The organism is Kitasatospora sp. NPDC036934, from assembly GCF_055608425.1.
This window is the reverse complement of sequence record NZ_JBVJQR010000009.1, coordinates 80,878-105,721: the sequence shown is the minus strand read 5'-3', so window position 1 is coordinate 105,721 and position 24,844 is coordinate 80,878. Positions and strand designations below refer to the sequence as shown.

The 24,844-nt window shown below is 73.3% G+C and carries 20 protein-coding genes; 4 read left to right on the top strand and 16 right to left on the bottom strand.

Features of this window, described 5'->3' with window-relative positions:
• Positions 1-26: 26 nt before the first annotated feature.
• Both fxsT (ACZ7BZ_RS15940) and ACZ7BZ_RS15935 read right to left on the bottom strand, forming a co-directional pair.
• Positions 27-3,980 (bottom strand): FxSxx-COOH system tetratricopeptide repeat protein, encoded by a 3,954-nt coding sequence (gene fxsT, locus ACZ7BZ_RS15940; RefSeq protein WP_380455257.1) that lies wholly within the window; start codon positions 3,978-3,980, stop codon positions 27-29.
• A 41-nt stretch (positions 3,981-4,021) separates the two neighbouring features.
• A complete protein-coding gene (locus ACZ7BZ_RS15935) occupies positions 4,022-5,587 on the bottom strand; it encodes a TIR-like protein FxsC (protein WP_470358857.1) in 1,566 nt (521 codons plus the stop codon).
• 214 nt (positions 5,588-5,801) lie between these two features.
• On the opposite strand from ACZ7BZ_RS15935, the gene ACZ7BZ_RS15930 reads away from it, so the two are divergent.
• Positions 5,802-5,999 carry a DUF397 domain-containing protein gene (locus ACZ7BZ_RS15930; RefSeq protein ID WP_380455203.1) on the top strand — a complete coding sequence of 66 codons (198 nt, stop codon included), beginning with the start codon at positions 5,802-5,804 and terminating at the stop codon, positions 5,997-5,999.
• 42 nt (positions 6,000-6,041) lie between these two features.
• Here the strand turns inward: ACZ7BZ_RS15930 and ACZ7BZ_RS15925 are convergent, their stop codons facing one another.
• Positions 6,042-6,971 carry a helix-turn-helix transcriptional regulator gene (locus ACZ7BZ_RS15925; protein WP_470358856.1) on the bottom strand — a complete coding sequence of 310 codons (930 nt, stop codon included), beginning with the start codon at positions 6,969-6,971 and terminating at the stop codon, positions 6,042-6,044.
• Between the two features lie 64 nt (positions 6,972-7,035).
• Between ACZ7BZ_RS15925 and ACZ7BZ_RS15920 the strand changes: the two genes are divergently transcribed.
• The 3 genes from ACZ7BZ_RS15920 to ACZ7BZ_RS15910 all read left to right on the top strand — a co-directional run bounded on the left by ACZ7BZ_RS15920 (position 7,036) and on the right by ACZ7BZ_RS15910 (position 8,709).
• A complete protein-coding gene (locus ACZ7BZ_RS15920; protein WP_380455207.1) occupies positions 7,036-7,512 on the top strand; it encodes a hypothetical protein in 477 nt (158 codons plus the stop codon).
• Positions 7,509-8,069 (top strand): NIPSNAP family protein, encoded by a 561-nt coding sequence (locus ACZ7BZ_RS15915; protein WP_470358855.1) that lies wholly within the window; start codon positions 7,509-7,511, stop codon positions 8,067-8,069. Before ACZ7BZ_RS15920 ends, ACZ7BZ_RS15915 begins: the two co-directional genes overlap by 4 nt.
• 79 nt (positions 8,070-8,148) lie before the next feature.
• The gene (locus ACZ7BZ_RS15910) at positions 8,149-8,709 is read left to right on the top strand and encodes a GNAT family N-acetyltransferase (protein ID WP_470358854.1); all 561 of its coding nucleotides are present in this window, start codon (positions 8,149-8,151) and stop codon (positions 8,707-8,709) included.
• Between the two features lie 67 nt (positions 8,710-8,776).
• Here ACZ7BZ_RS15910 and ACZ7BZ_RS15905 read toward each other — a convergent pair whose 3' ends face one another.
• The 13 genes from ACZ7BZ_RS15905 to ACZ7BZ_RS15845 form a co-directional block, all read right to left on the bottom strand.
• The gene (locus ACZ7BZ_RS15905; protein ID WP_470358853.1) at positions 8,777-9,640 is read right to left on the bottom strand and encodes an alpha/beta fold hydrolase; all 864 of its coding nucleotides are present in this window, start codon (positions 9,638-9,640) and stop codon (positions 8,777-8,779) included.
• Positions 9,641-9,738: 98 nt separating this feature from the next.
• Positions 9,739-9,933: a hypothetical protein gene (locus tag ACZ7BZ_RS15900; protein WP_470358852.1), complete on the bottom strand. Its 195-nt coding sequence runs from the start codon at positions 9,931-9,933 to the stop codon at positions 9,739-9,741.
• A gap of 39 nt (positions 9,934-9,972) precedes the next feature.
• Complete coding sequence (locus ACZ7BZ_RS15895; RefSeq protein ID WP_470358851.1) at positions 9,973-10,200, bottom strand: hypothetical protein; 228 nt, start codon at positions 10,198-10,200, stop codon at positions 9,973-9,975.
• 159 nt (positions 10,201-10,359) lie between these two features.
• The gene (locus ACZ7BZ_RS15890) at positions 10,360-11,439 is read right to left on the bottom strand and encodes a serine hydrolase domain-containing protein (protein ID WP_470358850.1); all 1,080 of its coding nucleotides are present in this window, start codon (positions 11,437-11,439) and stop codon (positions 10,360-10,362) included.
• 85 nt (positions 11,440-11,524) lie between these two features.
• Positions 11,525-12,193, bottom strand: a complete 669-nt coding sequence (locus ACZ7BZ_RS15885; protein WP_470358848.1) for a DUF4097 family beta strand repeat-containing protein — start codon at positions 12,191-12,193, stop codon at positions 11,525-11,527.
• A gap of 242 nt (positions 12,194-12,435) precedes the next feature.
• Positions 12,436-12,903: a hypothetical protein gene (locus ACZ7BZ_RS15880; RefSeq protein ID WP_470358847.1), complete on the bottom strand. Its 468-nt coding sequence runs from the start codon at positions 12,901-12,903 to the stop codon at positions 12,436-12,438.
• A 176-nt stretch (positions 12,904-13,079) separates the two neighbouring features.
• On the bottom strand, positions 13,080-13,856 hold the full coding sequence (locus ACZ7BZ_RS15875; protein ID WP_470358846.1) for an AAC(3) family N-acetyltransferase: 777 nt from the start codon (positions 13,854-13,856) through the stop codon (positions 13,080-13,082).
• Positions 13,857-13,875: 19 nt separating this feature from the next.
• A complete protein-coding gene (locus ACZ7BZ_RS15870) occupies positions 13,876-16,278 on the bottom strand; it encodes an FxsB family cyclophane-forming radical SAM/SPASM peptide maturase (RefSeq protein WP_470358845.1) in 2,403 nt (800 codons plus the stop codon).
• Positions 16,279-16,346: 68 nt separating this feature from the next.
• The gene (locus ACZ7BZ_RS15865; RefSeq protein WP_380455226.1) at positions 16,347-16,532 is read right to left on the bottom strand and encodes a hypothetical protein; all 186 of its coding nucleotides are present in this window, start codon (positions 16,530-16,532) and stop codon (positions 16,347-16,349) included.
• Between the two features lie 387 nt (positions 16,533-16,919).
• On the bottom strand, positions 16,920-17,984 hold the full coding sequence (locus tag ACZ7BZ_RS15860) for an aKG-HExxH-type peptide beta-hydroxylase (protein WP_470358844.1): 1,065 nt from the start codon (positions 17,982-17,984) through the stop codon (positions 16,920-16,922).
• Positions 17,985-18,139: 155 nt separating this feature from the next.
• The gene (locus ACZ7BZ_RS15855; RefSeq protein ID WP_470358843.1) at positions 18,140-19,309 is read right to left on the bottom strand and encodes an FxsB family cyclophane-forming radical SAM/SPASM peptide maturase; all 1,170 of its coding nucleotides are present in this window, start codon (positions 19,307-19,309) and stop codon (positions 18,140-18,142) included.
• Positions 19,310-19,362: 53 nt separating this feature from the next.
• Entirely contained in the window at positions 19,363-23,379 is a 4,017-nt protein-coding gene (fxsT, locus tag ACZ7BZ_RS15850; protein ID WP_470358842.1) for an FxSxx-COOH system tetratricopeptide repeat protein, read from the bottom strand.
• Positions 23,376-24,773, bottom strand: coding sequence for a TIR-like protein FxsC (locus tag ACZ7BZ_RS15845; protein WP_470358841.1), 1,398 nt, complete (start codon positions 24,771-24,773; stop codon positions 23,376-23,378). Before ACZ7BZ_RS15845 ends, fxsT (ACZ7BZ_RS15850) begins: the two co-directional genes overlap by 4 nt.
• Between the last annotated feature and the right edge of the window lie 71 nt (positions 24,774-24,844).

Below are 24,844 nucleotides of genomic sequence, written 5' to 3'. Positions count from 1 at the left end.
GCAGCGTACCCCGCCCCCTTCCCCAACTACACCGGCTGCGGCTCCAGGTCGCGGTTGATCCGCTTCCAGCCGCGCGCGGAGACCGTGTTGGGGTGTTCCTCGCCGAACTGCCGGATCAGCTCGGAGATCGCCCGGGCGCGCAGTTCGGCGGCCTGGGTGTGCCGGCCGGCCGCGCGCAGGGTGATCGCCAGGTTGGCCTCGCAGGCGACGGCGTCCGGGTGCTGCGGGGTGTAGCGCCCGCACAGGCCGGCGTAGGCGGACCGGCCGAGCTGTTCGGCGAGGTCGGTCTGCCCGTCGTCGCCGTAGGCGTTGGCCAGGTTGATCACCGCGTTGAGGGTGTACGGGTGCTCCGCGCCGACGGAGCGGGTCAGCCCGTCGACGGTGAGCCGGCCGCGTTCGATGGCGCCCTGGACGTCGCCGCTGCCGCGCAGGTAGATGCCGAGGTTGTTGGCGCAGGCCAGGGTGAACGGGTGCTCGTCGCCGAACAGCCGCCGGTGGCCCTCGAAGACGGTGGAGCAGAGGTCGCGGGCGGCCTCCTTGTCGCCGGAGGCGCTGTGGTCGGCGGCCAGGTTGAGCGCGCAGGCGAGGGCGTCGGGGGCGTCGGCGCCGTAGCGCTCCAGGTAGCGCTCGTAGGTCTCCTTGGTGATCCGGCGGGCCTCGGCGAGCTGGCCGATCCGGCGGAGCGAGACGGCGAGCGACTTGGCGTTGCGCAGGTTCTCCGGGAGGTCCGGGTCGAGCACGTCGCCGAGGTCGGAGGTGACTTCCTGGAGGAGGTCCACCGAGCCGCGGTAGTCGCCGAGTTCGCGCAGGTCGCGGGCCAGGTTGGACTTGGTGGACAGGGTGTAGGGGTGCTTGGGGCCGAGAACGGCGGTGCGCCGGTCGAGGGTCTCCTGGTCGAGTTCGCGGGCGGCCTCGCTGTTGCCGACCAGCCGGTAGTCGATGGCCAGGTTGTTGGCCATCGACAGGGTGCGCGGGTTGTCGTCGCCGAAGAGTTCGCGGAACTGCTCCAGGATCTCCTGGTCCAGGTCGAGCGCGGCCTGGAAGCGGCCGAGTGCCCGCCGGTCGGCGCCGAGCGAGCCGGCCGTCATCAGGGTGTACGGGTGGTGTTCGCCGAGCAGCACCCGCTGGCGCTCCAGGGTGGCCTCGTCGAGGGCGAGCGCCTCGGCGTAGTTGCCCTGGGAGCGCAGCACGTTGGCGAGCTGGAAGCGCAGCAGCAGGGTCTGCCGGTCGTCGTCGCCGAGCTTGCTGGTCCATTCGGCGTCGAGGGCGTGGCCGAGGTCGCGGGCGCGGTCGAGTTCGCCGCGCTTCCACAGGTAGCGGACCCGGTCGATGAGCAGTTGGCGGGTGTCGGCCTCGTCGCAGTTGTGCGCCTTGGAGGGCGACAGGTGGGGCCAGATCTCGTCGAAGGCGGGCCAGTTGGCGGGGTCGTCGGTGTCGCCGAGGACGGGCCGGGCGCCGGTGAGGATGCGGTGCACCTCGTGGACGGCGATCTCCTGCTCGTCGTCGGTCATCCCGGCCCGGATCACCGCCTGGACGAGCCGGTGCACCTGGAAGCTGTTGCTGCCGGCGTCGACCTTGGCGAGGGCGTACCGGCCGATCGCCTGGATGACCTTGCCCAGCATGAACTTGTCGCTGAGGTCGGCGTCGTAGCGCACCAGCGCGCGGATCATCTGGTCGCTGTAGAAGAGGTTCATCGAGATCGGCTCGGGCGCGAAGAAGGCGCACAGCTGGAGCAGCCGGACGGCCGCCGGGGACTGCTGGCGCAGCCGTCCGATCGAGACGTTCCAGGTCGCGGCGACCGGGGTGGGGTAGTCGGTGGGGTGGTCGACGGCGAGGGCGCGGGCGGCCTCGGCGTGCAGTTGGTTGACGTAGGTGTCGACCGGGGTGCCGGTGGTGTCCAGCCAGGCGGCGGCCACCTCGACGGCCAGCGGGAGGTCCCCGACGGCCTCGGCGACCCGGTCGGCGTCCGGGCGGGAGAGGCTGCGGGCACGCCGGCACAGGTGCTCGACGCTCTCGCCGCGGGTGAAGACGTCGACTTCCAGCGCCTCGGCGTGCCCGGTCCAGGCCTGGTTGCGGGAGGTGACCAGGATGTGGCCGGAGCCGCCGGGGAAGAACCGGCGGATCTCGGAGGGCTCGTCGGCGTTGTCGAAGATCAGCAGCCAGCGCGACGTGGGCACGCCGCGGCGCAGCGCCTCCCGGGCGGCCTCGGCGGCCTCGGTGACCGAGTCGCCGACCCGCAGGCCGAGTCGGCGGGCGAGTTCGGCCAGTGCCGGGGCGACCAGTTCGGTCTGCTCGGCGTCGATCCACCAGACCAGGTCGTAGTCGGACATGAAGCGGTGGGCGTACTCCAGCGCCACCTGGGTCTTGCCGACGCCGCCGAGCCCGTACAGGGTCTGCGGGGTGGGCAGGACGGCCGCCATGCCGCCGCGCAGCTGGTTGCGCAGCTGCTCCAGGACGGCGGCGCGGCCGGTGAAGGACGGGTTGCGCGGCGGGACGTCCCAGACCGAGGGCTTGCTGCCGGGGAAGCGCGGGCCGCCGGTGGGGGCGTCGCCGAGCACCGCGTCGCCGCGGCCGAGGGCGCGCAGCAGGCTCTGGATGGACTGGGTCTCGTCGCGGCCGACCAGGTCGACGGGGTTGCGGTTGCTGAACGGCGCGGTGAGCCGGACGTCGCCGACGCGCACCGGCAGCAGCTGGCGCCGGGTGCCGGAGGGGTCGGAGTTGACCACCGACTCCCACAGCGCGCGGGCCTGCGGGGAGCGCTGGTAGGCGGGCGAGAGCACGGCGACCGTGCGGTAGGCGGAGTCGATGCCGCGCTCGGTCTCCTCGCGCGGGTCGGTGCCGGCGCTGAGGTCGCGCGGCAGCACCCGGAAGCCAGCCCTGGTGAGCACGGACTCGATCCAGTCCGCCCACATCCGGTCCTCGGGCACGTAGGACAGGTAGAGGTCGGCGGGGACGGACGGGCGGCGGCGGGTGAAGGCGTCGACGTAGCGCAGCCGCACCTCCTCGTCGATCGCCGGCAGCCCGCTGACCCGCCCCTCGGTGATCATCGAGGTGAGCCGTTCGCAGGCGGCCAGCATCGAGGTGGGGGTGCCGGTCTGGTCGCCGAAGGTGGCGAGGATCTCCTCGTAGGCGTAGAACGGCCGGTACGGGATCTCCACCGAGCCCCAGTAGCCGGCGAGTTCCTCACCGCCCAGGCCGGCGGGCAGGCCGTCGAAGCGGACCCGGGCGAGGGCGCGGCCGGCGTCCGCCTTCTCCTTCTCGCCCTCGTCGATGCGCATCGGGACGGGCAGGATGCGGATGCCGCGGTCGCGGTAGCGGTCGTGGATGTGCTGGGCGATCCGGGAGGCGCCGTCGATGGACTGGTCGCTGAGGGTGAAGCAGACCACCAGGTCGTCGGGCATCTGGACGGTGCAGATCTCGGCGATGTCGGACAGGCCGGTGCGGGAGTCGATCAGCACGTAGTCGTAGCGCTTGGCCATGTCGGCCTTGAGCGCGTCGAAGAACTGCCCGCCGTCGAAGCGGTCGTAGAAGATGTCCCAGTCGAGGTGGGTGACGGCCTCGGAGTAGTCGCGGTTGAACTGGCCCGCGGAGAGGAAGTCCAGGCTGCCGCCGGCCGGGAAGTACGGCCAGGAGAGCGAGAGCGCGTGCGGGTGCACCCGGGCGAAGTCCAGGTGCCAGCCCTCGGCGTGCTCGACCGGGCGCAGCGCCTCCTCGCGGTACTCGGCGATGAGGTCCATCATCCCGGTGGTGCCGGCCAGCGAGGCCGGGTCCAGGAAGGGGTGGAAGAACTTGGCGAGGCCGGGAGCTTCGAGGTCCCAGTCGACGGTGAGCACCCGGAAGCCGTTGGCGGCCAGGATCCAGGCGGTGTTGGCGAGGGCCATGGTGCGGCCGGTGCCGCCCTTGTAGGAGTAGAAGGTGATGATCCGGCCGTTGCGGTCCTGTTCCGCGGCCCGCCGGGCGGCCTCGCGGGCGGCGGCCATCTCGGCGGCGCCGAGGCGGAGGTTCCTGGTGGTGTTGTCGCTCATCGGTTCGGTCCTCCCAAGGGCGCCATCCCAGCATCGGGGTCATCGCCGTCGTCACGGTCGTAGCGGTGGTCGCGATCGTTCTCACGGGCGGTGCGGTGGTTGCGGTCGGTGGTGCGGCCGGTGGTGCGATCGGTCGTGCGATCTACTCGGTCGGTGTTGCGGTCGAGCGGGGTGCTGCGGCCGGGGGGATCGTTCCGGGCGACGGGGCCGTCCCGGTCGGGGTCCCGGTCGGGGTCGTGGTCCCGGTCGAATGGTTCCGGTCCGTAGGGTTCGGTCCGGTGCCCGCCGAAGCCGTCCGGCCCGTACCCTCCGGGGCCGCGGCGGAAGGCCTCGCGCAGGCTGGGCCGGGGCGTCGGCGGCTCCTCCGGTTCGGCCCTGGTGCGGCTCTCGAAGGCGTACTTGGCCTTCATCGCGGCCCGGGGCAGCGCGTCGTCGAAGTCCTCCAGGCTGTTCAGCCCGGTCGGGCCGGTGACGCCGAGGAAGCTGGGGCGGCCCGCGCGCCGGGTCTTGCGCAGGGTCTGGTCGGAGAGCCCGCTGAACTCGCCGTCCCGTTCGAGGCATTCGCGGTCGTCGGTGTTCCACGGCTCCAGCACGCTGACCCAGGTGGCGTCGGAGCGGTCGAAGCGGCGGACGAGTTCGCGGCGGCGCGGGTCGCGCAGTGACCAGCGGTCGAGCAGCAGCAGCCCGGGGGCCTCGGCGTTGCCCTCGATGATCGACTCCACCTCGTCGTCGAACTCGTGCACGGTCGGCTGGAACCCCAACTGCCGGGCCAGGCGCACGGCGTGCTGGGCGATGGGGGATCCGGCCGGGCGGTACGGGTGCCAGTCGGTGCGCCGGGCGCCGTAGAAGTCGGGGTTGCGGTCCCGGGGCAACTCGCCCTGGTGGTAGGTGAGTACGGAGATCCGCAGCTGTTTGGTGGGGGCAGAGACGTTGAACGCGCTCGGCAGGCCGTTGAATTCGAGCCGCCGCCCGACCGGGATCACCGTCTCCTCCGCCACCTGGACGATCCGCGCCGCCAGCCGGTGCACTGCCAGCTCGTACGCGGCCCGGAAGTAGCTGAGCTTCATCAGCGCGTACAGGCCCTCGGTGGCGTAGTCGGGCCCGAACCCCGCGTGGTTGAACTGCAGTTCGCTGGCCACCTTGGGCAGCCGGTAGCGGCTCATCGGCGCCCACAGCACCGGGACGATGCCGCTGGTGCGCTCCACCTCCATGGTCGCCGGGTAGACCGGACGACGGGTGAAGGCGTGCCACTCCTGGCCGCACGGCACGCTGTTGAAGTACCGGGGCGAGTACAGCGGCACGAACACCCGGCAGGTCGCCAGTTCCTCGGACAGCCGCTCGGCCCACAACTCGCCCTGGTGCATGGACTCGTCCATGAACCCGACGGGCACCCCGGCCGGGACGGTGGTGAGTTGGAGCACCGCCTCGCAGAGGTCGCGGTACAGCTGGCGCACCCAGTGGTTCGGGTCGCCGGCGCCACGCGCACCGGACTTCGGCGTGTGCGCGTAGGAGAGGAAGAAGTACGGCCGGGCCTCGTCCTCGTCCCAGCCCCGGTCAGTCACACGTGCCTCCCCCGGGCCCGTCGGCAACCTGCCTCCCGCAGCCCCCGTGCGGCGGGGTCTCAGTGTAGGAACGACTGACACCCCAATGGAATAGCACAACGGGTCGTACGAATTGACATGACCGAAACGATGCCGCTGTCCGCTCGCGTGGAGCAGTACCCTCGTTGCGGCCGACGTGAACGATCAGCCGCGGTGAACGATCAGAAGGGCCCTCATGGACCAGCTCAACTGGCAGCGGTCGAGTTTCAGCGCCGGCGAGGCCCAGTACCTGGAGATCGCCTCCGCCGGGGACCTCGTCTACATCCGCCAGTCCGACAACCCCGACCTGGTCGTCACCACCACCCGGGTCAAGCTCAACGCCTGGATCCTGGGCGCCAAGGACGGCGAGTTCGACCACTTCGTCGGCCTCTGACCCGCTGCCCCGCTGCCCCACCGACCCTGCCCCGCCGACCCGCTACTGCCGGTAGCGGGCCGCCAGCATCCGGACCGTCCCGGCGATCCGCTCGCGCAGCTCGGCCGGTTCGAGCACCTCGACCTCGGCGCCGAGGCGCAGGAACTCCCCGTGCGCGTGGTCGACCGACTCGATCGGGACCAGGACCTCCGTCCAGTCGCCCTCCCCCGGCGTCACCCCGAGGCGGCGGGCGCCCTCCGGGGTGAGCCGCACCAGCGCCTGCCCGGTGTGCAGCCGGGCGTGGAAGTCCGCCAGGTACGTCCGCCAGTACGCAGGCAGGTCGAAGCCCTCCGGCACGGCGAACTCGCCCCCTGGATCGCCGAGTTCGATGATCTGGTCGACCCGGTAGGTGCGTGTCCCGGATGACCCTCCGGCCACCAGGTACCAGCGGCCCGCCTTGAGCACCAGCCCGTACGGCTCCACCCGGCGCTCGATCTCCTCCGGCGCCCGCCACCGCCGGTAGCGCAGCAGCACCGCCCGGCGCGCCCACACCGCCGAGGCGACGGCCGCCAGGTGCGGGGTCTCGTCGGCGCGGCCGTACCAGCCGGGGGCGTCCAACAGGAAGCGCTCCTGGATCCGCCCGGCGTGCTCGCGCAGTTCGGCGGGCAGCGCGGCCCGCAGCTTGAGCTGGGCGGCGGCGAGCGCCTCGCCGAGGCCCAGGTCGGCGGCGGCGCCGGGGAGGGCGGCGAGGAAGGCGGCCTGCGCCTCGTCGGCCGTCAGCCCGGTGAGCCGGGTGCGGTAGCCGTCGACCAGCCGGTAGCCGCCCGCGTGCCCGGCCTCGCCGTACAGCGGGATGCCCGCGGCGGCGAGCGCCTCGACGTCCCGGTAGACGGTACGGACGGAGACCTCGAGTTCTCCGGCCAGTTGCCGGGCGGTCATCCGGTCCCGGTTCTGGAGGAGGAGCAGCAGGTTGACCAGTCGGCTCGCGCGCATGCCGCCCAGTGTTCCCGTCTCCACTGACAGTGGATGTCAGTGGAGTGCCCCTAGCCTGCGGCGCATGAACGACTTCGACTTCTTTCACGGCTCCTGGAACGTGGCCAACCGCCGCCTCACCGCACCGCTCACCGGTGGCGGCACCTGGGAGGAGTTCCCCGGCCACACGGCGTGCCGGCCGCTGTTCGGGGGCGCGGGCAACATCGAGGAGCTCGTCTTCCCCACCCTCGACCGCCGGGGCGTGACCCTGCGGCTGTTCGACCGCGCGACCGAACAGTGGTCGATCCACTGGTCCGACAGCCGGACCGGGCGGCTCGACCCCCCGGTGGTCGGCGGCTTCACCGGAGAGCGCGGTGACTTCCACGGCGACGACGTCCTCGACGGCCGCCCGATCCGGGTGCACTTCGCCTGGCACCGCCTCGGCCCGGACACCGCCCGCTGGGAGCAGGAGTTCTCCGCCGACGGGGGCCGCAGCTGGGAGCTGAACTGGACGATGGACTTCACCCGCACCGGTCCCGCGTTCGAGGGGCTGGCGGCATGAGCGTCATCGTCGAACTGCGCCAGTACACCCTGCGCCCCGGCGCCCGGGAGACCCTCATCGAGCTGTTCGAGCGGGAGTTCGTGACCGGGCAGGAGGCCGTCGGCATCACCCTCGGCGGCCGGTTCCGCGACCTGGACGACCCGGACCGCTTCGTCTGGCTGCGCGCCTTCCCCTCGATGGCCGAGCGCCGCCGCTCCCTGGAGGCCTTCTACCACGGGCCGGTCTGGCGGGAGCACCGCGACGCGGCCAACGCCACCATGGTCGACAGCGACGACGTCCTGCTGCTGCGCGGGCCCGGCTTCCTGCCGCCGCCCGGGGCCCGCGAGGTGCTGGCGACCGTCTACCACCCGGCCGACACCGCCGCCTTCGACGGCTACGCCGCCCGGCACCTCGGCCCCGGCCACGCGCTGCACCGCACCGAGCACGCCGAGAACGACTTCCCCGTCCTGCCCGTCCGCACCGGCGAGGACGTCCGGGTGTGGTTCGGCCCGGCCGAGGCACCACCGGTGCCGGCGTCGCCCATGCGGCGGCTCCGGCTGGAACCCGTGACCGCCTGACCGTCCGGGTGGCCCGGCCCCTCGTCGGGGCACCCGATATCCGGTGGCAGGCCCGGCGTCCGGCGGCGAGGATCACCGCATGCACACCTTCCTGGAGACCGAACGGCTCGTGTTGCGCCCGTTCACCGACGCCGACGCCGACGCCCTCCACGCGCTGGACGACGACCCCGAGGTCATGCGCTTCATCAACGGCGGTGAGCCGACCAGCCCGGAGACCGTCCGGGCGAAGGTCCTGCCCCGACTCCTGCACGACTACCCGTGCTTCGGCACCCGCGGCTTCTGGGCCGCCGAGGAGACGGCCACCGGCACCTTCCTCGGCTGGTTCGAGTTCCGCCCCCTCGACGAGCACAGCCCCGCCGTGGTGGAGCTCGGCTACCGGCTCAACCAGGCCTCCTGGGGCCGGGGTTACGCCACCGAGGGCTCCCGGGCACTGATCCGCAAGGGGTTCACCGAGCTGGGCGTGGAGCGGGTCACCGCGAACACCATGGCCGTCAACTCCCGCTCCCGGCGGGTGATGGAGAAGTCCGGGCTGTCCTTCCTGCGGAACTTCACCGGCGACTGGCCCGACGCGATACCCGGCTCCGAGCACGGCGAGGTCGAGTACGAGCTGACCCGGTCGGTCTGGCAGCAGGAGACCTGACGCCTGCATGCCCGCTCGCACGGGAAGTCGGCCGGGCCGACTTCCCGTGCACCGGCGTCCGCGCGGGTCAGGACCCGCTGGGCGGCAGCGCGGCGACCTCCGCCAGCACCCGGGCCGCCGGTGCCGGGTCGACCAGCCACTTCAGGTGGCTGCTCGCGAGCGTCCGGACGTCGTACGGGTTGTCCGGCGTCAGGGCGTCGCCCTCACGGATCATCCGGTCCTGCATGGCGGGCGGGATGCTGGTGTCCTCGGCCAGTCGGACGTACGACCGGGGGATCCGGCCCCAACTGTCGGCCTGCGCCCGGTCGTCGGGGCCGCCGGCGTCGAGGTTCTCGTCGGGCTGGAAGGTGTTGAGGAAGACCATGAACTCCTCGTCCGTCCCGTCGGCCAGGAAGGCCGCCTTGAAGGACGCCAGGACGGCCGGGTCCGCGGTGCGGAAGTTGCAACGCAGCAGCCCGAGTTCGGCCGGGCTGCCGACCATCGCCGCGGCCAGTCCGGCGGCGTCGACGGTGGCCATCTCGGGCTCGGCGTAGTAGGCGCCGACCGCGAGGTCGACGGGCGCCCAGGCGGAGACGTAGACGATCCGGTCGATCAGGTCGGGCCGTCGGTTGGCCGCGACGGTGGCCGTCAGCCCGCCGCGGCTGTGCGAGACCAGGATGACCGGCCCGTTCTCCTTGGCCCGCTCCAGGATCCCGATCAGGTGCGCGACGTTGTCGGCGAGCGTGACGCCCTTGATGGCCCCGGCCGCGGTGGCGAGTTCGGCGAGGTCCTGCGGCGCCTGATAGGCCCGCGGGAACGTGGCGGCGAACCCGTGGCCCGGGAGGTCGACGGCCACCGAACGGTGCCCGAGCAGGCCGAGTTCGGCCTGTAGCGGCGCGAACGAGAAGGAGTTCGCGAAGGCTCCGTGTACCAGTACGAACGTCGGCTGCATCTGTCCACACTCCCTGTCCCCCGGGGCCGCACACGAACGGCCGCCCCCGTACGGTGATCCACCCTAGTCGGCGAAGATCATCCGCACTACGGTCCCGCCTACGCGCTCGCCCGGGGCAGCCAGTCGATCGGTACTCGGCAGGAGTTGCCGATGCCGGCGACCGTCGTGTGCGCCCCGACCAGGATCAGGAGCTCCAGCACCCCGGCTTCCGGGTGCCGTTCGGTCAGGGACTGCCAGGTGGTCGACGAGAGCCGGCACAGCGAGTTCGACCACCTCACCGCCTGAACCGCCACGTCCGCACCCCGGGCCCTTCGCCGGGGGCGCGGACGTTCCTACTCCGCGCTCGTCACGCCCGCTCGGACCTTCGACGGCCAAGGGCTGAGCTGCCGCCGGGCCTGCAGCGGCAACTGCGCCAGCGGGACGCCCCCCTCCGGCAGCGGCGCCTCCGCGAAGAACCCGACCCGCTGTGGTGCCGCCTGCCCCTGCGACGCCCCTGGCGCGACTGCCATCGCCAGGCCGGTGGCCGCCAGCGCCCCGATCAGCGCCACGTACCGAACCATGGTTCCTCCGCCTCCGAAGACACGCGCCAAATACCCAGAGTATCGACGCCCCCGCGCTGCGCATCGCGGCCCGGCTCCCGCCACGACGCGCCTGCGCAGGAAGTCGGTGGGACCGACTTCCTGCGCGCCAGGGCCTCGACGGCCGGGCAGCAGCGCGGGTCAGCAGAAGACTGCCTTGATCAGCTGGTCCAGGGCCTTCGGGAACTCGACCGCCGGGTTCTTGTCCGAGTCGCCGGTGGTCAGTCCGGCGGTCAGGGTGCGACTGCCGTCCGGGGTGGCGATCATCAGGGCGCCGTAGCCGCCGGGGGCGCCGCCGTTGTGGTGGACGATGGTGACGTCGCCGTTCTCCGGGCCCAACTCCTGGATGAACACACCCAGTCCGTAGCCGAGCATGCCGTGCGGCGTCCGCATCTCCGCCAGCAGTTCAGCCGGCAGCAGCCTGCCGCCCAGCAGCGCGCCGAAGAACACCTGGAGGTCCCGGGTGGTGGAGATCATGTCCCCGGAGCCGCAGAGCAGCGAGAGGTTCTGGCGGGAGACGTCGACCACCTTCCACTCCTCGCCGTCCTGGTAGCGGCAGTAGCCGTGGGCGTGCGGACCGGGGAGCTCCGAGAGGTCGCCCGGCACTGCGGTGTCCGCCAGCCCCAGCGGCCGCAGGATCCGCCGTTGCATCTCCTCGGCGTAGGAGCGTCCGCTCAGGGCTTCGGCCAGCAGCACGGCCAGCGTGTAGTTGGTGTTGGAGTAGCTCTGGTCGGTTCCCGGTTCGAACCGGGCGGGCTTGGCCAGCGCGAACTCCACCAGTTCGTCCGGCCGGTAGCTGTGGAACCGGTTGTCCACCCATGCCTTGCCGATCGAGGGCAGCCCGGGCACGAACTCGCCGCCGTCCAGTTCGCCGGTGCAGTTGTAGACGCCGCTGGTGTGCTGGAGGAGCATCCGCACGGTGATCCGCTCGTCCAGGGCGAACCGGGGCAGGTGTTCGGCGACCGGCGAGTCCAGCCCGATCGCGCCGTCGGCGACGAGGTGGAGCAGCAGGGCAGCGACGAAGGTCTTGGTGGTGCTGCCGACCCAGAACCGCCCTTCGGTGGAAGGCTTCGCGCTCTCCCCCAGCTTGTTCACCCCGGCACTGCCGGTCCATTCGCCGCGGTCGTCGCGCACCCGCAGCTGTATTCCGGCGAATCCGGCGTCGACGAAGTCCTGGGCGGCCTTGCTCAGTTCGGGGCGGTCCTGCTCGATGCTGCTCATGGTCGTTCCTTCTCTCGGGCGTGGCGGGCGTGGCGGGCGTGGCGCGGGCGGGGGCGGTGGCGAAGGCGGGGGCGGGGGCGGGGGCTCAGAGGCTGCGGGCGGTGATGTCGCCGTAGGCGGTGGTGGCGTGGATGGTCAGGCCGGGGGTGCCGTCGGCGTTCTTCAGGGCGTTGTGGATCCGGCCGTGGCCGGTGCCGGCGTCGAGGGCGGCGGAGACCCCGCGGGCGGCGCCGACGGCGATCCGGCCATACTCGGTGCGCAGGGTGACGGCGCCGCTCACGGCCTCGGTGATCCGCAGGTCACCCTTCTGGGTGTGGATCTCGGCGGGGCCGCCGAGTCGGCCGACCTCGATGTCCCCGTCCTGGAGGGCGAGGTGGACGCCGGCGGTCTCGTCGAGCTTGACGGTGCCCTGGGCGGCCTTGAGGGTGACGTCGCCGAGGCGGCCGACGCCGCGGAACTCGCCGAGCGCGGCGGTGGCGTCGATCCGGGAGCCGGCCGGGAGTTGGACGGTGACCTCGACGGAGCCGGAGTTGCCGAGGACGCGGTTCCGCGCCTCCGGGGTCACCACTCGGAGCACGCCGTCGGCGTAGGCGACCTCGACCCGCGCGGCGGCCTTCACGTCGCGGCTCTTGGTGGCGTCGGCGGGCCGGACCTCGACGACGGTGTCGGCCCGGTCGGCGGCGATGAACCGGATGCGACCCGCGGGGATGTCCAGGACGGCCGAGACCGGGGCGGTGGTGGCGAACTTCTGCATGGCGCTCTCCTTCTCCTCCGCGTCGCGACCCCCTTGGCCGCGACGCTTTCCGACAAGGGAAAAGCTACGTTGCGTTCGCACATCCAGCAACCTACGCGTTGCGCCAAATCGCCATAACAGCAGCTAGATGCAGTGCAATCATTGCAACGACTCTGCCGGGAACGCAACGACCCCCACTCCGTTCGTTGCAATGGAATGGGGGTGAACGCTATGCCGGAGCCACAGCGGCGGTTCGCCGGGAACTACCCGCGCCCGGCGCAGCCCCACGGCCGCCGGCAGTGGCGTTCGTTCAGCAGCACCGAGACGGTGTCGTCCTGGGCGTTGGTGACCGCCAGGTCGAGTCCCCCGTGGCGGCTGAACCGCCCGACCACCACCGTGTCCGGAATGGAGAAGTCGCCGGACCCGGTGGGCAGGAACTCCGACACCCGGAAGCTGCCGTCACCGTTGCCCCGCAGCAGCGCCACCGAGTTGTCGCCGGTCGCCAGGGCCAGGTCGGGCGCGCCACGGCCGGTGAAGTCGCCCACGACGGCGGCGCGCGGGTTGTGCCCCACCGGATGGTCCGTCTTGGGGGCGAACCCGACGGCGAACCCGGGCGCGGACCCCGGCGCGAACCCCCCGGCCGCTACGGCGCCACCCGGCAGCCCCACCAGCGCACCGACCGCCAGCAGCACCCCCGCCACCACGGCCTGGCCAGCCCTCGTTCCTCGCATTGCCGCACCTCTCCCGTCCCGGGCACCGCTCGGCGCCGCTTCTGGGCGCGATGGTCACCCGGCGCCGAAGGGCGCGGACGCAACGACACCCCGGGATCGCCGGAAAGGACGGGAACGCCACCGCTCCGGTACTGGGCCCAGGTACTTGGCTCAGCCGACGGGCTCTGCCGACGGGCTCAGCCGATCGCGCCGCTCCGCAGCAGCCGGTCGGCGAGGTCGACGGCCTCCCGGACCGGCACCAGCCGGCAGTCGGCGCCGCCGATCCGCCCGGTGCGCACGCCCTCGGCCTCGGCCAGCACCCGGGCGCCCAGTGCCCCGAAGTGCAGGTCGTCCAACTCGGCCGCCCGGAAGGCGGTCCAGCCCTCCGGGGTGACACATCGGTACTCCCGCTCCCGCACGCCGGGCTGGCGCAGGTCGGCGAGGTGGAAGGCGGTGAAGCGGGCCATCTCGACGCCGAGCATCAGCACCCGGGCATCCAGCTCGTACAGCCGCCCGAGCGGGCTGTCCGGGCCGAGGTGGGAGGTGAGCGGGTGCCGGGCGGTGATCTCTCCGGCCCGCGGTCCGAGCGCCGCCCAAGAGGTCTGCGGGTGCCCGCTGCGCAGGGCGCCGGGGCGGGTGCGGACGGCCTCGGAGAGGGCGCCCAGGGTCGGCGAGGCCGGGGTGGTGGCCGGGTCGAAGCGCGGCATCCGCGCCCGGTACGCCTCGGCCTCCGGCGGTGCGAGCCCCGCCACCGCGTCCTGGTGGATCCGGGACGTCGAGGAGTTCTCGGGCGTCGCGGTGTACGCCACCAACGTCCCGTCTCCGCCGAGGACTTCGAGCAGCGCGTCGACCACTCCGGCCGCCCCGCCCTGGACCGGCCCGAGCGCCCGCAACGACGCCTGGACGTGCAGCACCGTGCCCGCCCGGACGCCCAGCCCGGCGAACCCGTCCACCAGCTCGGCCACCGAGATCACCGCGACCCCCTCCTCCACCTCAGGCCCCGGCCATCCGCTCCGAGAGCTCCGTACGCTCCGTACGCTGCGCACGCGCCCGGTGCGCCTCGGCCTCCGCCGCCGCCGGCAGCGGCACGTCCAGCCACGGCGCGACGCTCTCCGCCATCCCCGCCGCGAACCGCTCCCCGAGTCCGGTCAGCGCACCCGACTCGCCCAGCCGCTCGACCGCCTCCGCCGTGTACCGCCGCCAGAGCGCGAACTGCGCCCGCGCCCGCTCGGCGGCCTCCCCGGCCAGGCCGTCGTACGCGGCCGTCCGGGTGCCCCAGTACTCGGTGACGGCCAGGTGCGCGTACGTGCCCTGGAGCAGCCCCTCCAGCGGGCGCGGGTCGGGCCGCCAGGGCGCGAAGTACAGCCGGTCGTCGGCCCGGTCGTAGAGGTCGAACAGGTCGAGCACCGCCCCGAGCTTCACGTGCTGGAACTCGTGCGCGAGCAGCAGCGCCAACGTGGGCGCCGTCGCGGGCCGGGCGATGCCGACCGCGCCGTACGCCTGCCGCGCCGCCGAGCTGACGTCCCGCCCGGCCGGGCCGGGCCGCAGCGGGGTCACCGTGGCAAGCCCGGCCCGGATGCCCTCCGCGTAGGCCGGCAGGTCCCGCCCGAGCAGCTCCCAGGCCTCGCGCAACGCGCCTGTCCAGCCGAGCAGTTCGGCCTCCGGGAGCCGCTCGGCCACCGGGTGGTCATGGCTGTCCCGCAGCGGGTCCACGTCCTCCAGCGCGACCGTCCAGCCCCCGGCCAGCCGGACCCGCCGCAACGGCTCGTCCAGGACCGTGGCCACCGTCCCGTCGGCGGCCCGCACCTCGAAGCCGTCCGCCCGTCCGGTCACCACCGCCTCCCCGTCCGGCACCGCGACCCGCCCCAGCGTCGGCAGGTGCAGCCACCCGCCCCGCACCGGCACCGTCACCGCGTCCCCCCGCCCGGCCCGCACCGCCGCCGCGGCCGCCAGCGCCGCCATCGGCCCCAGTCCCACCGACAGGTCCCCGGCGATCCGCCGCGCCGCCCACGCCCGCGCGTACGGGTGCGCCAGCACCGCGTCCACCGCCCGGGGCGCCGCCCCGTCCAGCTCCGACAGCAACTCCCAGGCCGCCGCCCTCCCCTGCCCGGAGGCGTCCCAGGCGGCGGCCAACATCGCGCGAGTGAGTGCGAGTTGAGCCTGGCCGAGGGCGGCGATGGTGTCGGCCCCGCCGTACCCCCGGGCCAGTTCGTCGAGTTGGGCCGGCGAGAGCGCGGTCGGCAGCAGCGGCCGGCCGCCCTGGGCGGGCACCGGAGCCGGGGCGGAGGGCGAACCTCCGCTCTCCGCAATGCCGTTGATGAGCGTCATGAGGTCACCGCAGTAGACGGAGGGATTGTCGAAGCCATTGTCCGCACGGTAGCGGTGGGCGTACAACCCGCCACCGCAGGAGCGGACCACCGGGCAGGCCCGGCAGGTCTCGCTCAGCCCGGCCAGACCGGACTGGCGGGCGGCGATGCCGGGGTGACGGGCGAGGTCGTCGAGGCTGTGCGCGAAAACGTTCATGCCGGTGACGGGTGCCCCGTCATAGGCGGTCTTCAGGCTGTCCGCCTGCTCGAAGGTCCCGTCCGTCTCCAGCACCGCGAGGTCCGAGGGCTCCAGTCCGAGCGACTCGGTGAGACTGGAGAGCCCGCGCACCGTCCGGTGCACGGATTCGAAGGTGCGCACGGCGAACGGACGCGCGTCCGATTCCCACAGCCTGTGGACGGCGAGCAGCCAGTCCGCGTAGGGCGTCCGCGCGGCATCGCCCGGGCGCCGCTTCGGCGGCTCCTCCCAGGTCGCGTGCGGCAGCAGGAAGTCCACGGCGGGGGGGCGAAGTTCGGCCAGTGCCCGGTAAACGGCCACCGGATCGTTCTCGATGTCGATGGTGCACAGCAGCCCGGCGAAGAGATGCCGGAACTCGGGCTCGTTCAGCAGCCCGACCGCCCGCAGCACCTGCGGGTGGCTGCTGCGGCCGTCGGCGAAGCGCCGGTGGCGGTCGTTGGCGGCCTTGTCGCCGTCCAGCGAGATGCCGACCTTGAGGTCCAGTTCCGCGAACAGCTCGCAGAACGGGCGGCTGAGCAGCACGCCGTTGGTGTGGATGCGCAGATCGAGGCCGCAGCCGGGCGGGAGCGCCAGCCGCAGCGCCTCGGCGGCGCGGCGCAACCGGTCCGGGCCGGCGAGCAGGGGTTCTCCCCCGTGCAGGACGACCCGGACGGCGGACAACCGGTGGGCGACCACGTGCTCACCGATCCGCTCGGCGGCCTTGGCCAGGATCCCCTCCCCGATGACCTTGGGGCGGGAGCGCCAGCTGCTGTCCGCGTGCTCGTAGACGTAGCAGTGGTCGCAGGCGAGATCGCACCGGCTGTGCATCTTGACCACGAATTGCGTCAGTGGCACCGGAATTCGCGTCGTCATGGGTGTGGCAGGTTCAGCTCGGCCTGGGTCCGTTCGGTGTTCGGAGCCGGTCAGATCGAGGAGTTGAAGGCGGCGACCGGCACGAGGCCGGATTCCGCGCCGGGGAGGGCGCGCTGCAGCCGGGCGGCGAGTTCCTCCGCGCCCAGGGCGGCGAGCTCGGCGAGGGATGGGCGTTCCGGCGTCTCCTGAGTGTCAGTGAGCTTGCCGGCCGGCCTGGTGCTGGTTACCGGAGTCATATTCGTTTCCTTAGGCGCGGTTAGGACCTGCCGAGTGCGGGTAGGCCACCCGGTTGCGACCAATGTAGTGCCCGCGAGGACTCCGCGCGGCACCTTGCTCCCCCAAGTTGGTCTGCCCAGCCGGTCGACGCCGTACCACGGCGCGCGACGGCCTGAGAATTCACCCGTTCAGCGGTCGCGCACTTCGCCTTTGCGCGCGCCGAAACGCATTGACCGGAGCAGGCGTTCGAGCCTGCGGTCCGGTCTCCGCACAGACAGGCGCCGGGGGTACGGACGGCGGATTCCCAGCGGGGCCCCCAACCGGTTCAGCGCGTCCCGGACGGGTTCCGGGCGCGTTCCGGGAGCGCACCGTCACCCGGGCGGCCGGTGCCGTCCGGGCGCTCGGCCTCAGGCCCCCAGCTCACGGACCGCACTCGCCAGCTCCTCGGTGAACTCCCTCCCGCTCGCGGTCAGTTCACCGCACTCCAGCAACGTCCTCGCCGCTGCCAGGGTGTGTGCCCGCCAGCGGGCGAACTCCCGCTCCGCACGGGCCGGTTCACTCACCCCGGCGGCCGCCTCGGCGCTCCAGAAGGAGGCCACCCCAAGGTGCGCGTACGTCCCCTGGAGCAGCGCGCCGATCGGGCGCAGATCGGGCCGCCAGGGCGCGTGGTAGATCGCCGGGCCGTTCGGCCGGTGCAGCGGCACGAGGTCCAGCAGGGCGCCGAGTTGGACGTGCAGGAACTCGTGCACCAGGGCCAGCGCGAGCAGCACCGGTTCGGCCGGCAGCGACGCCGCCACCGCGCCGTACGCCCGCCGGGCGGCGGCGCTCACCGCCTCCCCGCCGGGCGCCGGACGCAGCGGCACCACGATGGCGACGCAGGCCGCCACCGCCTCCGCGTGCCGCCGGTGCCGACGCACCAGGATCTCCCAGGACGCGGCCAACTGCTCGTGCCACGAGAGTAGTTCCGCGTCGGAGAGTGGACCGACCGGAGGCCGCCCGTAGTCCACCCGGCGCGGACCGAGGTGGTCGACCAGCGGCGCCCATCGCAGCCCGTCGCACTCCAGGTCGAGCGCCGGGCCGGCCTCCGCCCGCAGGAATTCGCCCAGCCCGTCCAGCGGTGCCGCCGGGCCCAGTGACAGCGCGCGCAGGCGGTCCGCCGCCCAGGCGTCCAACTCCGGTCGCAGCAGCACCTCTTCCCAGCGCGACCGGTCGGCCCGCTGGAGCGCGCACAACTCGCCGTAGGCCTTCCGGTAGGCCTCGTCCTGCGGCGCCGCCCGGTGCAGCGCCAGCAGCAGCAGCGCCCGCTTGCTCAACTGCCCGGCCCGCAGCAGTTGAACGGCCTCGGGGCCGCCGCGCGCGCCCGCGATCGCCCGGAAGGTCTCCCGGTCCACGCCGTGCCGCGGCAGCCCGTCCGGGCCGTTCCCCCGCGCGCCCGGCACCCCGGCCGCCACCGCCTCGCCCACACCCGTCACCGCTCCGCCCTCTCCTGGGAACCCCTGAACGACCGGGCGGCCCGCCCGGTCCGCCCGCAGTCTCCCCACGCGGCGCCGCCTCAGCCGGTCCGGCCCCGGGCATGACCCGGACGGGTGAGCCCGGAGCACGCCCGGCGAGATCCGCCGGCCGGGCCCTACCGCCGCTGCCCGACCCCGGCCAGCTCCGCCACCCCGGCCCGCAGCCGACGCGCGATGTGCCGGATCAACCGGTCCATGTCGGCGCAGTACACCGAGGGGTGCGCGAAGCCGTCGCCCGCGTACCGGTGGGCGTAGAGCCCGCCGCCGCAGACCTTGACCAGCGGGCAGTCCGCGCACTCCGGCCCGAGCCCGGCGAGGCCGCGCTGACGGGCCCGGAAGGCCGGGTGGGCCGCCGCCTGCGCGAAGCCGTGCCGCCACACGTCCAGGCCCGTTCCGGCGGCCCCGTCGTACGCCACCTTGAGGCTGTCGGCCTGCTCGATGGTGCCGTCCGCCTCGACCACCACCAGGTCGACCGGGGCCAGTCCGACCGCCTCGCTGGCCGCCCGCCCGCCGAGCAGCAGGACGGACAGCTCCTCGAACAGCCGCACCCCGGTCTCCCGGTACGGCGCGTCGTACCAGCGGTCGAAGGCGGCGATCAGCCACTCCCCGTACGGTGCCGGGTCGGTGCCCGGGGGCGGTGCGAGCGGCAGGCCGCGCCGTACGCCCGCCGGCTGCTCCTGCCAGGTGGCGTGCGGCAGCAGCAGGTCGAGCCGGGGCGGGGCGAACTCCAGCAGCGCCTCGTAGGTGGCGACCGGGTCGGCGGCCAGGTCGACCACGCACAGCAGGCCGGCGAACAGCTCCCGGTGCCGGTCGGAGCCGAGCAGCCGCACCGCCGCCGCGGTCCGCTGCCAGCTGCCCGCGCCGGTGGGCAGCCGCCGGTGCCGGTCGTGGTCGGCCGGGGTGCCGTCCAGCGAGACCGCCACGCCGACCCGGTACCGGTGCAGCACGTCGAGCAGGGCGGGTTCGTCCAGCAGCCGCAGCCCGTTGGTCTGCAGGCTGAACCGCACCCGGGGCCCGGCTGTGGCCAACTCGGCCAGCAGGGCGTCCAGATGGGCCGCGCCGACGAGCAGCGGCTCACCACCGTGCAGCACCACGGAGACCTCGTCGAGCCCCTGCGCGGCCGCGTGCTCGGCGATCCGCCGGGCGGTGCGGCGGACGGTCGCCAGTTCCATCCGCCGCGGCCGGTCGCGCCAGCTCTGGTCGGCCGCCTCGTACATGTAGCAGTAGTCGCAGGCCAGGTTGCAACGGCTGTGGATCTTCAGCAGGAACTGCCGGAACGGCACCATGCGCGTGAACCTAGCACCGCCCGGCGGGATCGTTGACCGCCCGTCACCGTCGGTCACACGTGCGGGGGCTCCACGTCCGAGTCGAGCCTGGTGCCCGCCTTCACGGCGACCGTGGTCGGGTGCTCCTCCCCCAGGGTGATCCGGGCCCGTCGGATGCAGTCCGCCCGCAGGTCGGCGGCCCGTTCGGTCTCCCCGAGCGCCGCCAGGGTCAGCGACAGGTTGGAGGTGATGCCGATGGAGTCGTAGTGGTCCGGGCCGAGCACCTCGGTCATCAGCGGCGCCGCCTCCTGCTCCAGGACGAGCGCGGCCCTGATCTCCCCGCCCAGCGCCAGGTCGTTCGCGTGGTTCATCATCGCGATCGGGATGTAGAGGTGGTGGGCTCCGAGGACGGTCCGGAACTGCGCCAGCGTGCGCCCGGACAGCTCCCGCGCCTCCGCGACCCGCCCGGCCAGCCGCAGGTAGACCGAGAGGTTGTTGGCGCCGGCCAGGGTGACCGGGTGGTTCTCGCCCAGGTAGTCGCGGTAGCGCGCGAGCGCCCGTTCGGCCAGCGGGATGGCCCGGTCGGTGTCGCCGAGCGCGTTGTAGTCGCTGGCCAGGTTGGTGGCGGCGGCCAGGGTGTCCGGGTGCTCGGGGCCGTTGATGTCCAGGTAGCGCTGGTAGATGTCCTCGTCGATCTCCACGGCCTCGTGGTAGCGCCCGGCCCGGCGCAGTGCCACGGCGAGGTTCTTGCGGGCGCGCAGGGTGTCGGTGTGGTTGTCGCCGATGGTCTGCTGGTAGATCCGGACGGTCTCCTCCAGCAGGTCCAGCGCCTCCCGCAGCCGCCCGGTCTCGCGCAGGTCGCGGGCGTAGTTGGAGGCGGAGGACAGCGCGTACAGGCTGTGCGCGCCGAGGGCGTCGCGCTGCTGGAGGTAGTTGCTGCGGTGCCGTTCCAGCGCGGCGTAGCGGTCGCCGGCCAGGTAGTCGGAGACCGCGAGGTTGTTGGTGATCATCAGGGTGCGCGGGTGGTCCGGCCCGAGGGTGCGCCGGGCCGCGTCCAGGGTCTTGCGGTCGAGCGCCCGGGCCTCGTCGTAGCGGCCGAGGAAGCGCAGGTCGGCGCCGAGGCTGTTGGCGACGGCGAGGGTGTGCGAGTGTTCCGGGCCCAGGGTCGCGGTGAACCGCTCCAGGATGTCCCGGTCCATCTCGTACGCCTCCTGGAGGGCGCCCTGGGAGCGGCGGATGTTGCTCAGCTGGGTGCGCAGCATGAGGGTCTGGGCGTCGTTGTCGGCGTCGAAGCCGGGGCCGCCGTAGCCGTCCTCCCGCCAGTGCTCCAGGGTCCGTTCGGCGAGTTCCCGGCCGGACTCGTGCAGGCTGCGCTTCCACTGGTAGCGGACCGAGTCGATGATCCACTGCCGGACGTCCTCGTCGGCGCTGTCGAGCGCGCCGGACGGCCAGAGATGGGGCAGGAGTTCGGCGTACTCGGCCCAGTTGGCGGGGATGTCCGGGTCGCCGGGGTTGGCGGTGGCCAGGGCCGCGTGCACCACCCCGCGCAGCTCGGCCTGCCGCTCCTCCTCGACCTGGTCCCGGAGCACCGCCTGGACCAGCCGGTGCACGGTGATGGTCTCGCTGCCCTGGTCGGTGCGGGCGAGCCCGAACCGGTTGATGGCACGCAGGAACTCGCCGATCGCCAGCTTGTCGCGGGGCGCGCGCGGGGGCAGCCGCAGGGCCCGGGTGACGGCCCGGCTGTAGAGCAGTCGCATCGGGATGGCGTCCGGGCCGAAGAAGGCGCAGATCTCCAGGATCTGGGCGGCCGGGGCGTTCAGCCGGCGCAGCTCCTCGACCGAGATGCGCCAGGTGGCGGCGGCCGAGTGGGGGTACTCGGCGGGGCGCAACCGGGTGCGCTCCAGCATCTCGGTGAGCTCGTCGTCGAGGAGTTCGAGGTAGGTGGCGATCGGCATCGACGTCTCCTGGAGCCAGACGGCGGCCTGGCCGACGGCCAGCGGGAGGTCGCCGAGGCGGTGCGCGACCTGGTCGGCGTCCTCCGGGGAGAGGCCGCTGTTGAAGCGGCGCAGCAGCCGGATGCTCTCCTCGCGCAGGAAGACGTCGACCTCGACGAGGCCGGCGTGCCGGGCCCAGCCCTGGTTGCGCGAGGTGATCAGCACGTGTCCGCCGGAGGAGGCGCCGCCGGGCTGCCAGGGGGCGAGTTCCTCGGGGGTGCCGGCGTTGTCGAAGACCAGCAGCCAGCGGCGGTACGGGTGGCCGCGGCGCAGTGCGTCGAGGACGGCGGCGGCGGTGTGCGCGACGTCGTCGCTGGTCGGCACGCCGAGCCGGGGGGCGAGTTCGGCGAGCTTCTGCGGGATGTTGGCGGGCTCCTCGGCGGGCACCCACCAGATGACGTCGTAGGCGGACTTGAAGCGGTGCGCGTACTCGGCGGCGATCTGGGACTTCCCGGCGCCGCCGAAGCCGTAGAGGACCTGGCTGAGGACGGCGGCCGGCCCGCCGGTGAAGCGGTTGCGGAGCAGTTCGAGCAGCTTGCCGCGGCCGATGAAGGCGGCGTTGCGCGAGGGCGCCTCCTGGACCTGCGGGGCCGTGCCGGGGAAGCGCGCCGGGGCGATGAACTCGCCGCTGTCGGTGTCGAACTGGCGGTTGCTGCCGGGCGGCGGGCCGAGTTCGCCGTACAGCTGGGCCTCGGCCGCGGTGCCGGAGGAGCGGATCAGGTCGGGCACCGCCTGGCCGACGAACGGGCGGGGCACAGGCTCGTCCGAGTCCTGGAGCCGCAGGGCTACCAACGCCGAGGAGCCGGAGGGCAGTTCGCGACCCTGCAGGAGCTGCCAGACCTCGCCGGCCCGGGGTAGCGCGGTGTACTCGGGCGAGAGCAGGGCGAGCACCCGGCCCTGGCCGTCGAGCGGCCCGGCGACCTCCGGCGGCCGCGGGCCGGTGTGCGGCTCGGCGGCGTTGTGCAGGGAGGTCTGGTAGCCGAAGCGGGTGAGGGTGGCGGCCGCCCACTCGGCCCACATCCGGTCCTCGGGCGCGTAGCTGACGAAGACCTGGCGGGGCACCGCCCGGGCGGAGCGCAGGTAGGCGGCGTACAGCCGGCGGCGGGCCTCGGCGCTGAGCGGGCGCAGCGAGCGGACCCGCCCGTCGGTGATCCACTCGGCCAGCCGCTCGAAGGCGTTGAGCAGGCTGCGCGCCTCCTGCGGGCGGTCGGCGACGGTGGCCGGGACCTCCTCGTAGGCGTAGAACGGCTTGTACGGCACCTCGACGTCGGCCCAGTAGGCGGCCCGGCGGTCCCCGGGCAGCCAGCGGCCGAGGTAGGGGGCGAAGGCGTCGCGGGCGAAGTCCCGTCCGGCTTCCAGGCGTTCCTGCTCCGCGTCCTCGACCCGCATCGGCACCGGCAGCACCCGGATGGCCCGCTCCTCGGCCTCGGCGATGGCCTTGGCGGCGTCCACGCCGCCGCGGATGTTCTGGGCGCTGAAGGTGAAGCAGTCGACCACGGTGTCGGGCATCAACACGGTGCAGATGCCGGAGGTGTCGCTGACGCCGGTGCGGCTGTCGATGAGCACGTAGTCGTAGGTGCGGGCCCAGCGTTCGCGCAGCTCGCGCAGGAACTCGCCGCCGCGGATGTCCCGGCCGTGGTAGAAGCTGCGCCAGTTGAAGCTGGTGACGGCGGCCGCGTAGGCGGCGTTCTGCCGGCCGGCGGGCAGGAAGTCGAGCCGGCCGCCGGCCGGCAGGTCGAGGGCGAGGCCGCAGGTGTAGCCGCCCAGCCGCCCGGGTTCGTCCAGCCAGGCGGCCGGCGGCAGGCCGGTCGGCCCGGTGGCGGATGGCAGTGCCTGCTTCACGTAGGAGCGCAGCAGGTCGATCAGCCCGTCGGTGGAGTGGAGTTCGGGGTCGACCAGCAGCGGGTGGTAGTAGCGGTGCAGGCCGGGGGCCTCCAGGTCCCAGTCGACCACCAGGACGCGCAGGCCCCGGCTGGCGAGGATCCAGCCGACGTTGGCGAGTGCCATGGTCCGGCCGGTGCCGCCCTTGAACGAGTAGAACGTGACGACCGTCCCCGGTCCGCCGCGTCCCGGCTCCGTGCCGGGCTCAGTGCTCATCGTCCGTCTCCCCTCAGCGGGACAGAGCCGTCGTGGCCGCCCGGGCGCTGGCCGGGCACGTCCTTCGGTGTCGGTTCCGGATCGCGGCGCGCGGACGGGCTCCGCGGCGGACCGGAGGGACTTGGCGGGCCGGCCGGGATGGCGAGTCCGGGCATGTCCGGGCCGCCGCCCGGGCCGAAGCCGAAGGCGTCGCCGCCATCGTCCCCCCAATCCAAGTTGTCGTCCATGAGCTTGTTCTGAGCGATCGTCACCATGATGGCGAGGTCGCTGTCGAAGCTCTCCTGGCTCACTTTGACCCGGAACAAGTGCTCCGGGTCACGCCTGCGCAGCCAGTTGCGGCGGAACACGCCGCGCACGCCCGCCCACGGCGCTTCGCGCTCCCCGTCCGGGTCGTTGCCGCCGATCGGCACCATGACGCCGGTGACCGGGTGGTTCTGGTCGTCGTACTCGCGCAGGGCGGACCGGTAGCGCTCGTGCTCGGCCGCCCACGGGTCCACCAGCAGGACGCTGACCTGGCTGTCCTCCCGGGCCTGGTCGAGCTTCTCGCCGAGCCCCGCGCCGATCTCCTCCAGGGTGGTGGTGTGCCCGGCGTTGGTGATCACCCGTTGGGCGCGCGAGGCCAGCGAGGGCTGGGCGGGCGGGTAGAACGGCGCCCAGTGCCACGGCTTGGCGCCGTACCGTCCGCCCGGGTACGAGCCGCCCTCGGCGGCGGCTTCGGAGGCCCGGCCGGCCGCGATGAACAGCCGCACCATGCCGGGTTCGGCGGCGGGTGCGGGCGCGGCCGGCCCGGGGAAGTAGCCGCGGACGGCGTCGAGGTCGAACTCGGGCAGTTCGGCGAGCCGCCGCACGGCCGCGTCCCGGATCCGCCCGGCGACCACCCGGACGACCTGGCGGTAGGCGTCCTGCTGGGCGGTGCGCAGCAGCGCGCGCAGGCCGTGCCGGGCGTAGGCGTCGCCCATGTCCGGCTGGGCCCACTGGATCTTGGTGACCTCGGTGACGAGGTCGCCGGACGCGACCGGCTCCCAGAGCACCGGGATCAGTGCCGAGAGCAGTTCCCCGGTCTCCTCGTGGTGGCGCCGGACCCTGCCGCGGAAGGCCGTCCACTCCTTGCCGCAGTAGAGGCTGTCGAAGTAGGCCGGGGAGTAGAGCGCGACCATGGTCCGGCTCCGGCCGAGCATCAGCGCGAGCTTCTCGGCCCATTCGTCGCCCAGGCGCAGTCGTTCGGTGTCCCGGAAGGCGAGTTCGTAGGCCTGGACTGCCGGTCCGAGGATGCGTCCGAGTTCGTCCCTCAGGTCGTTGAAGAACTGGTCGACGAAGGCGTCCTCCGCCTGGAAGTCCCGACGCGCGTAGCTGAAGAAGAAGTACGGCCGTTGCTGCTGTTCCCGCTCACTCACCTGTTCCCCCCGACCCCGACGGTGCCGTGACGGCGCTGGTTTCTTACCCAGCATGTCGTGAACCGCACCAG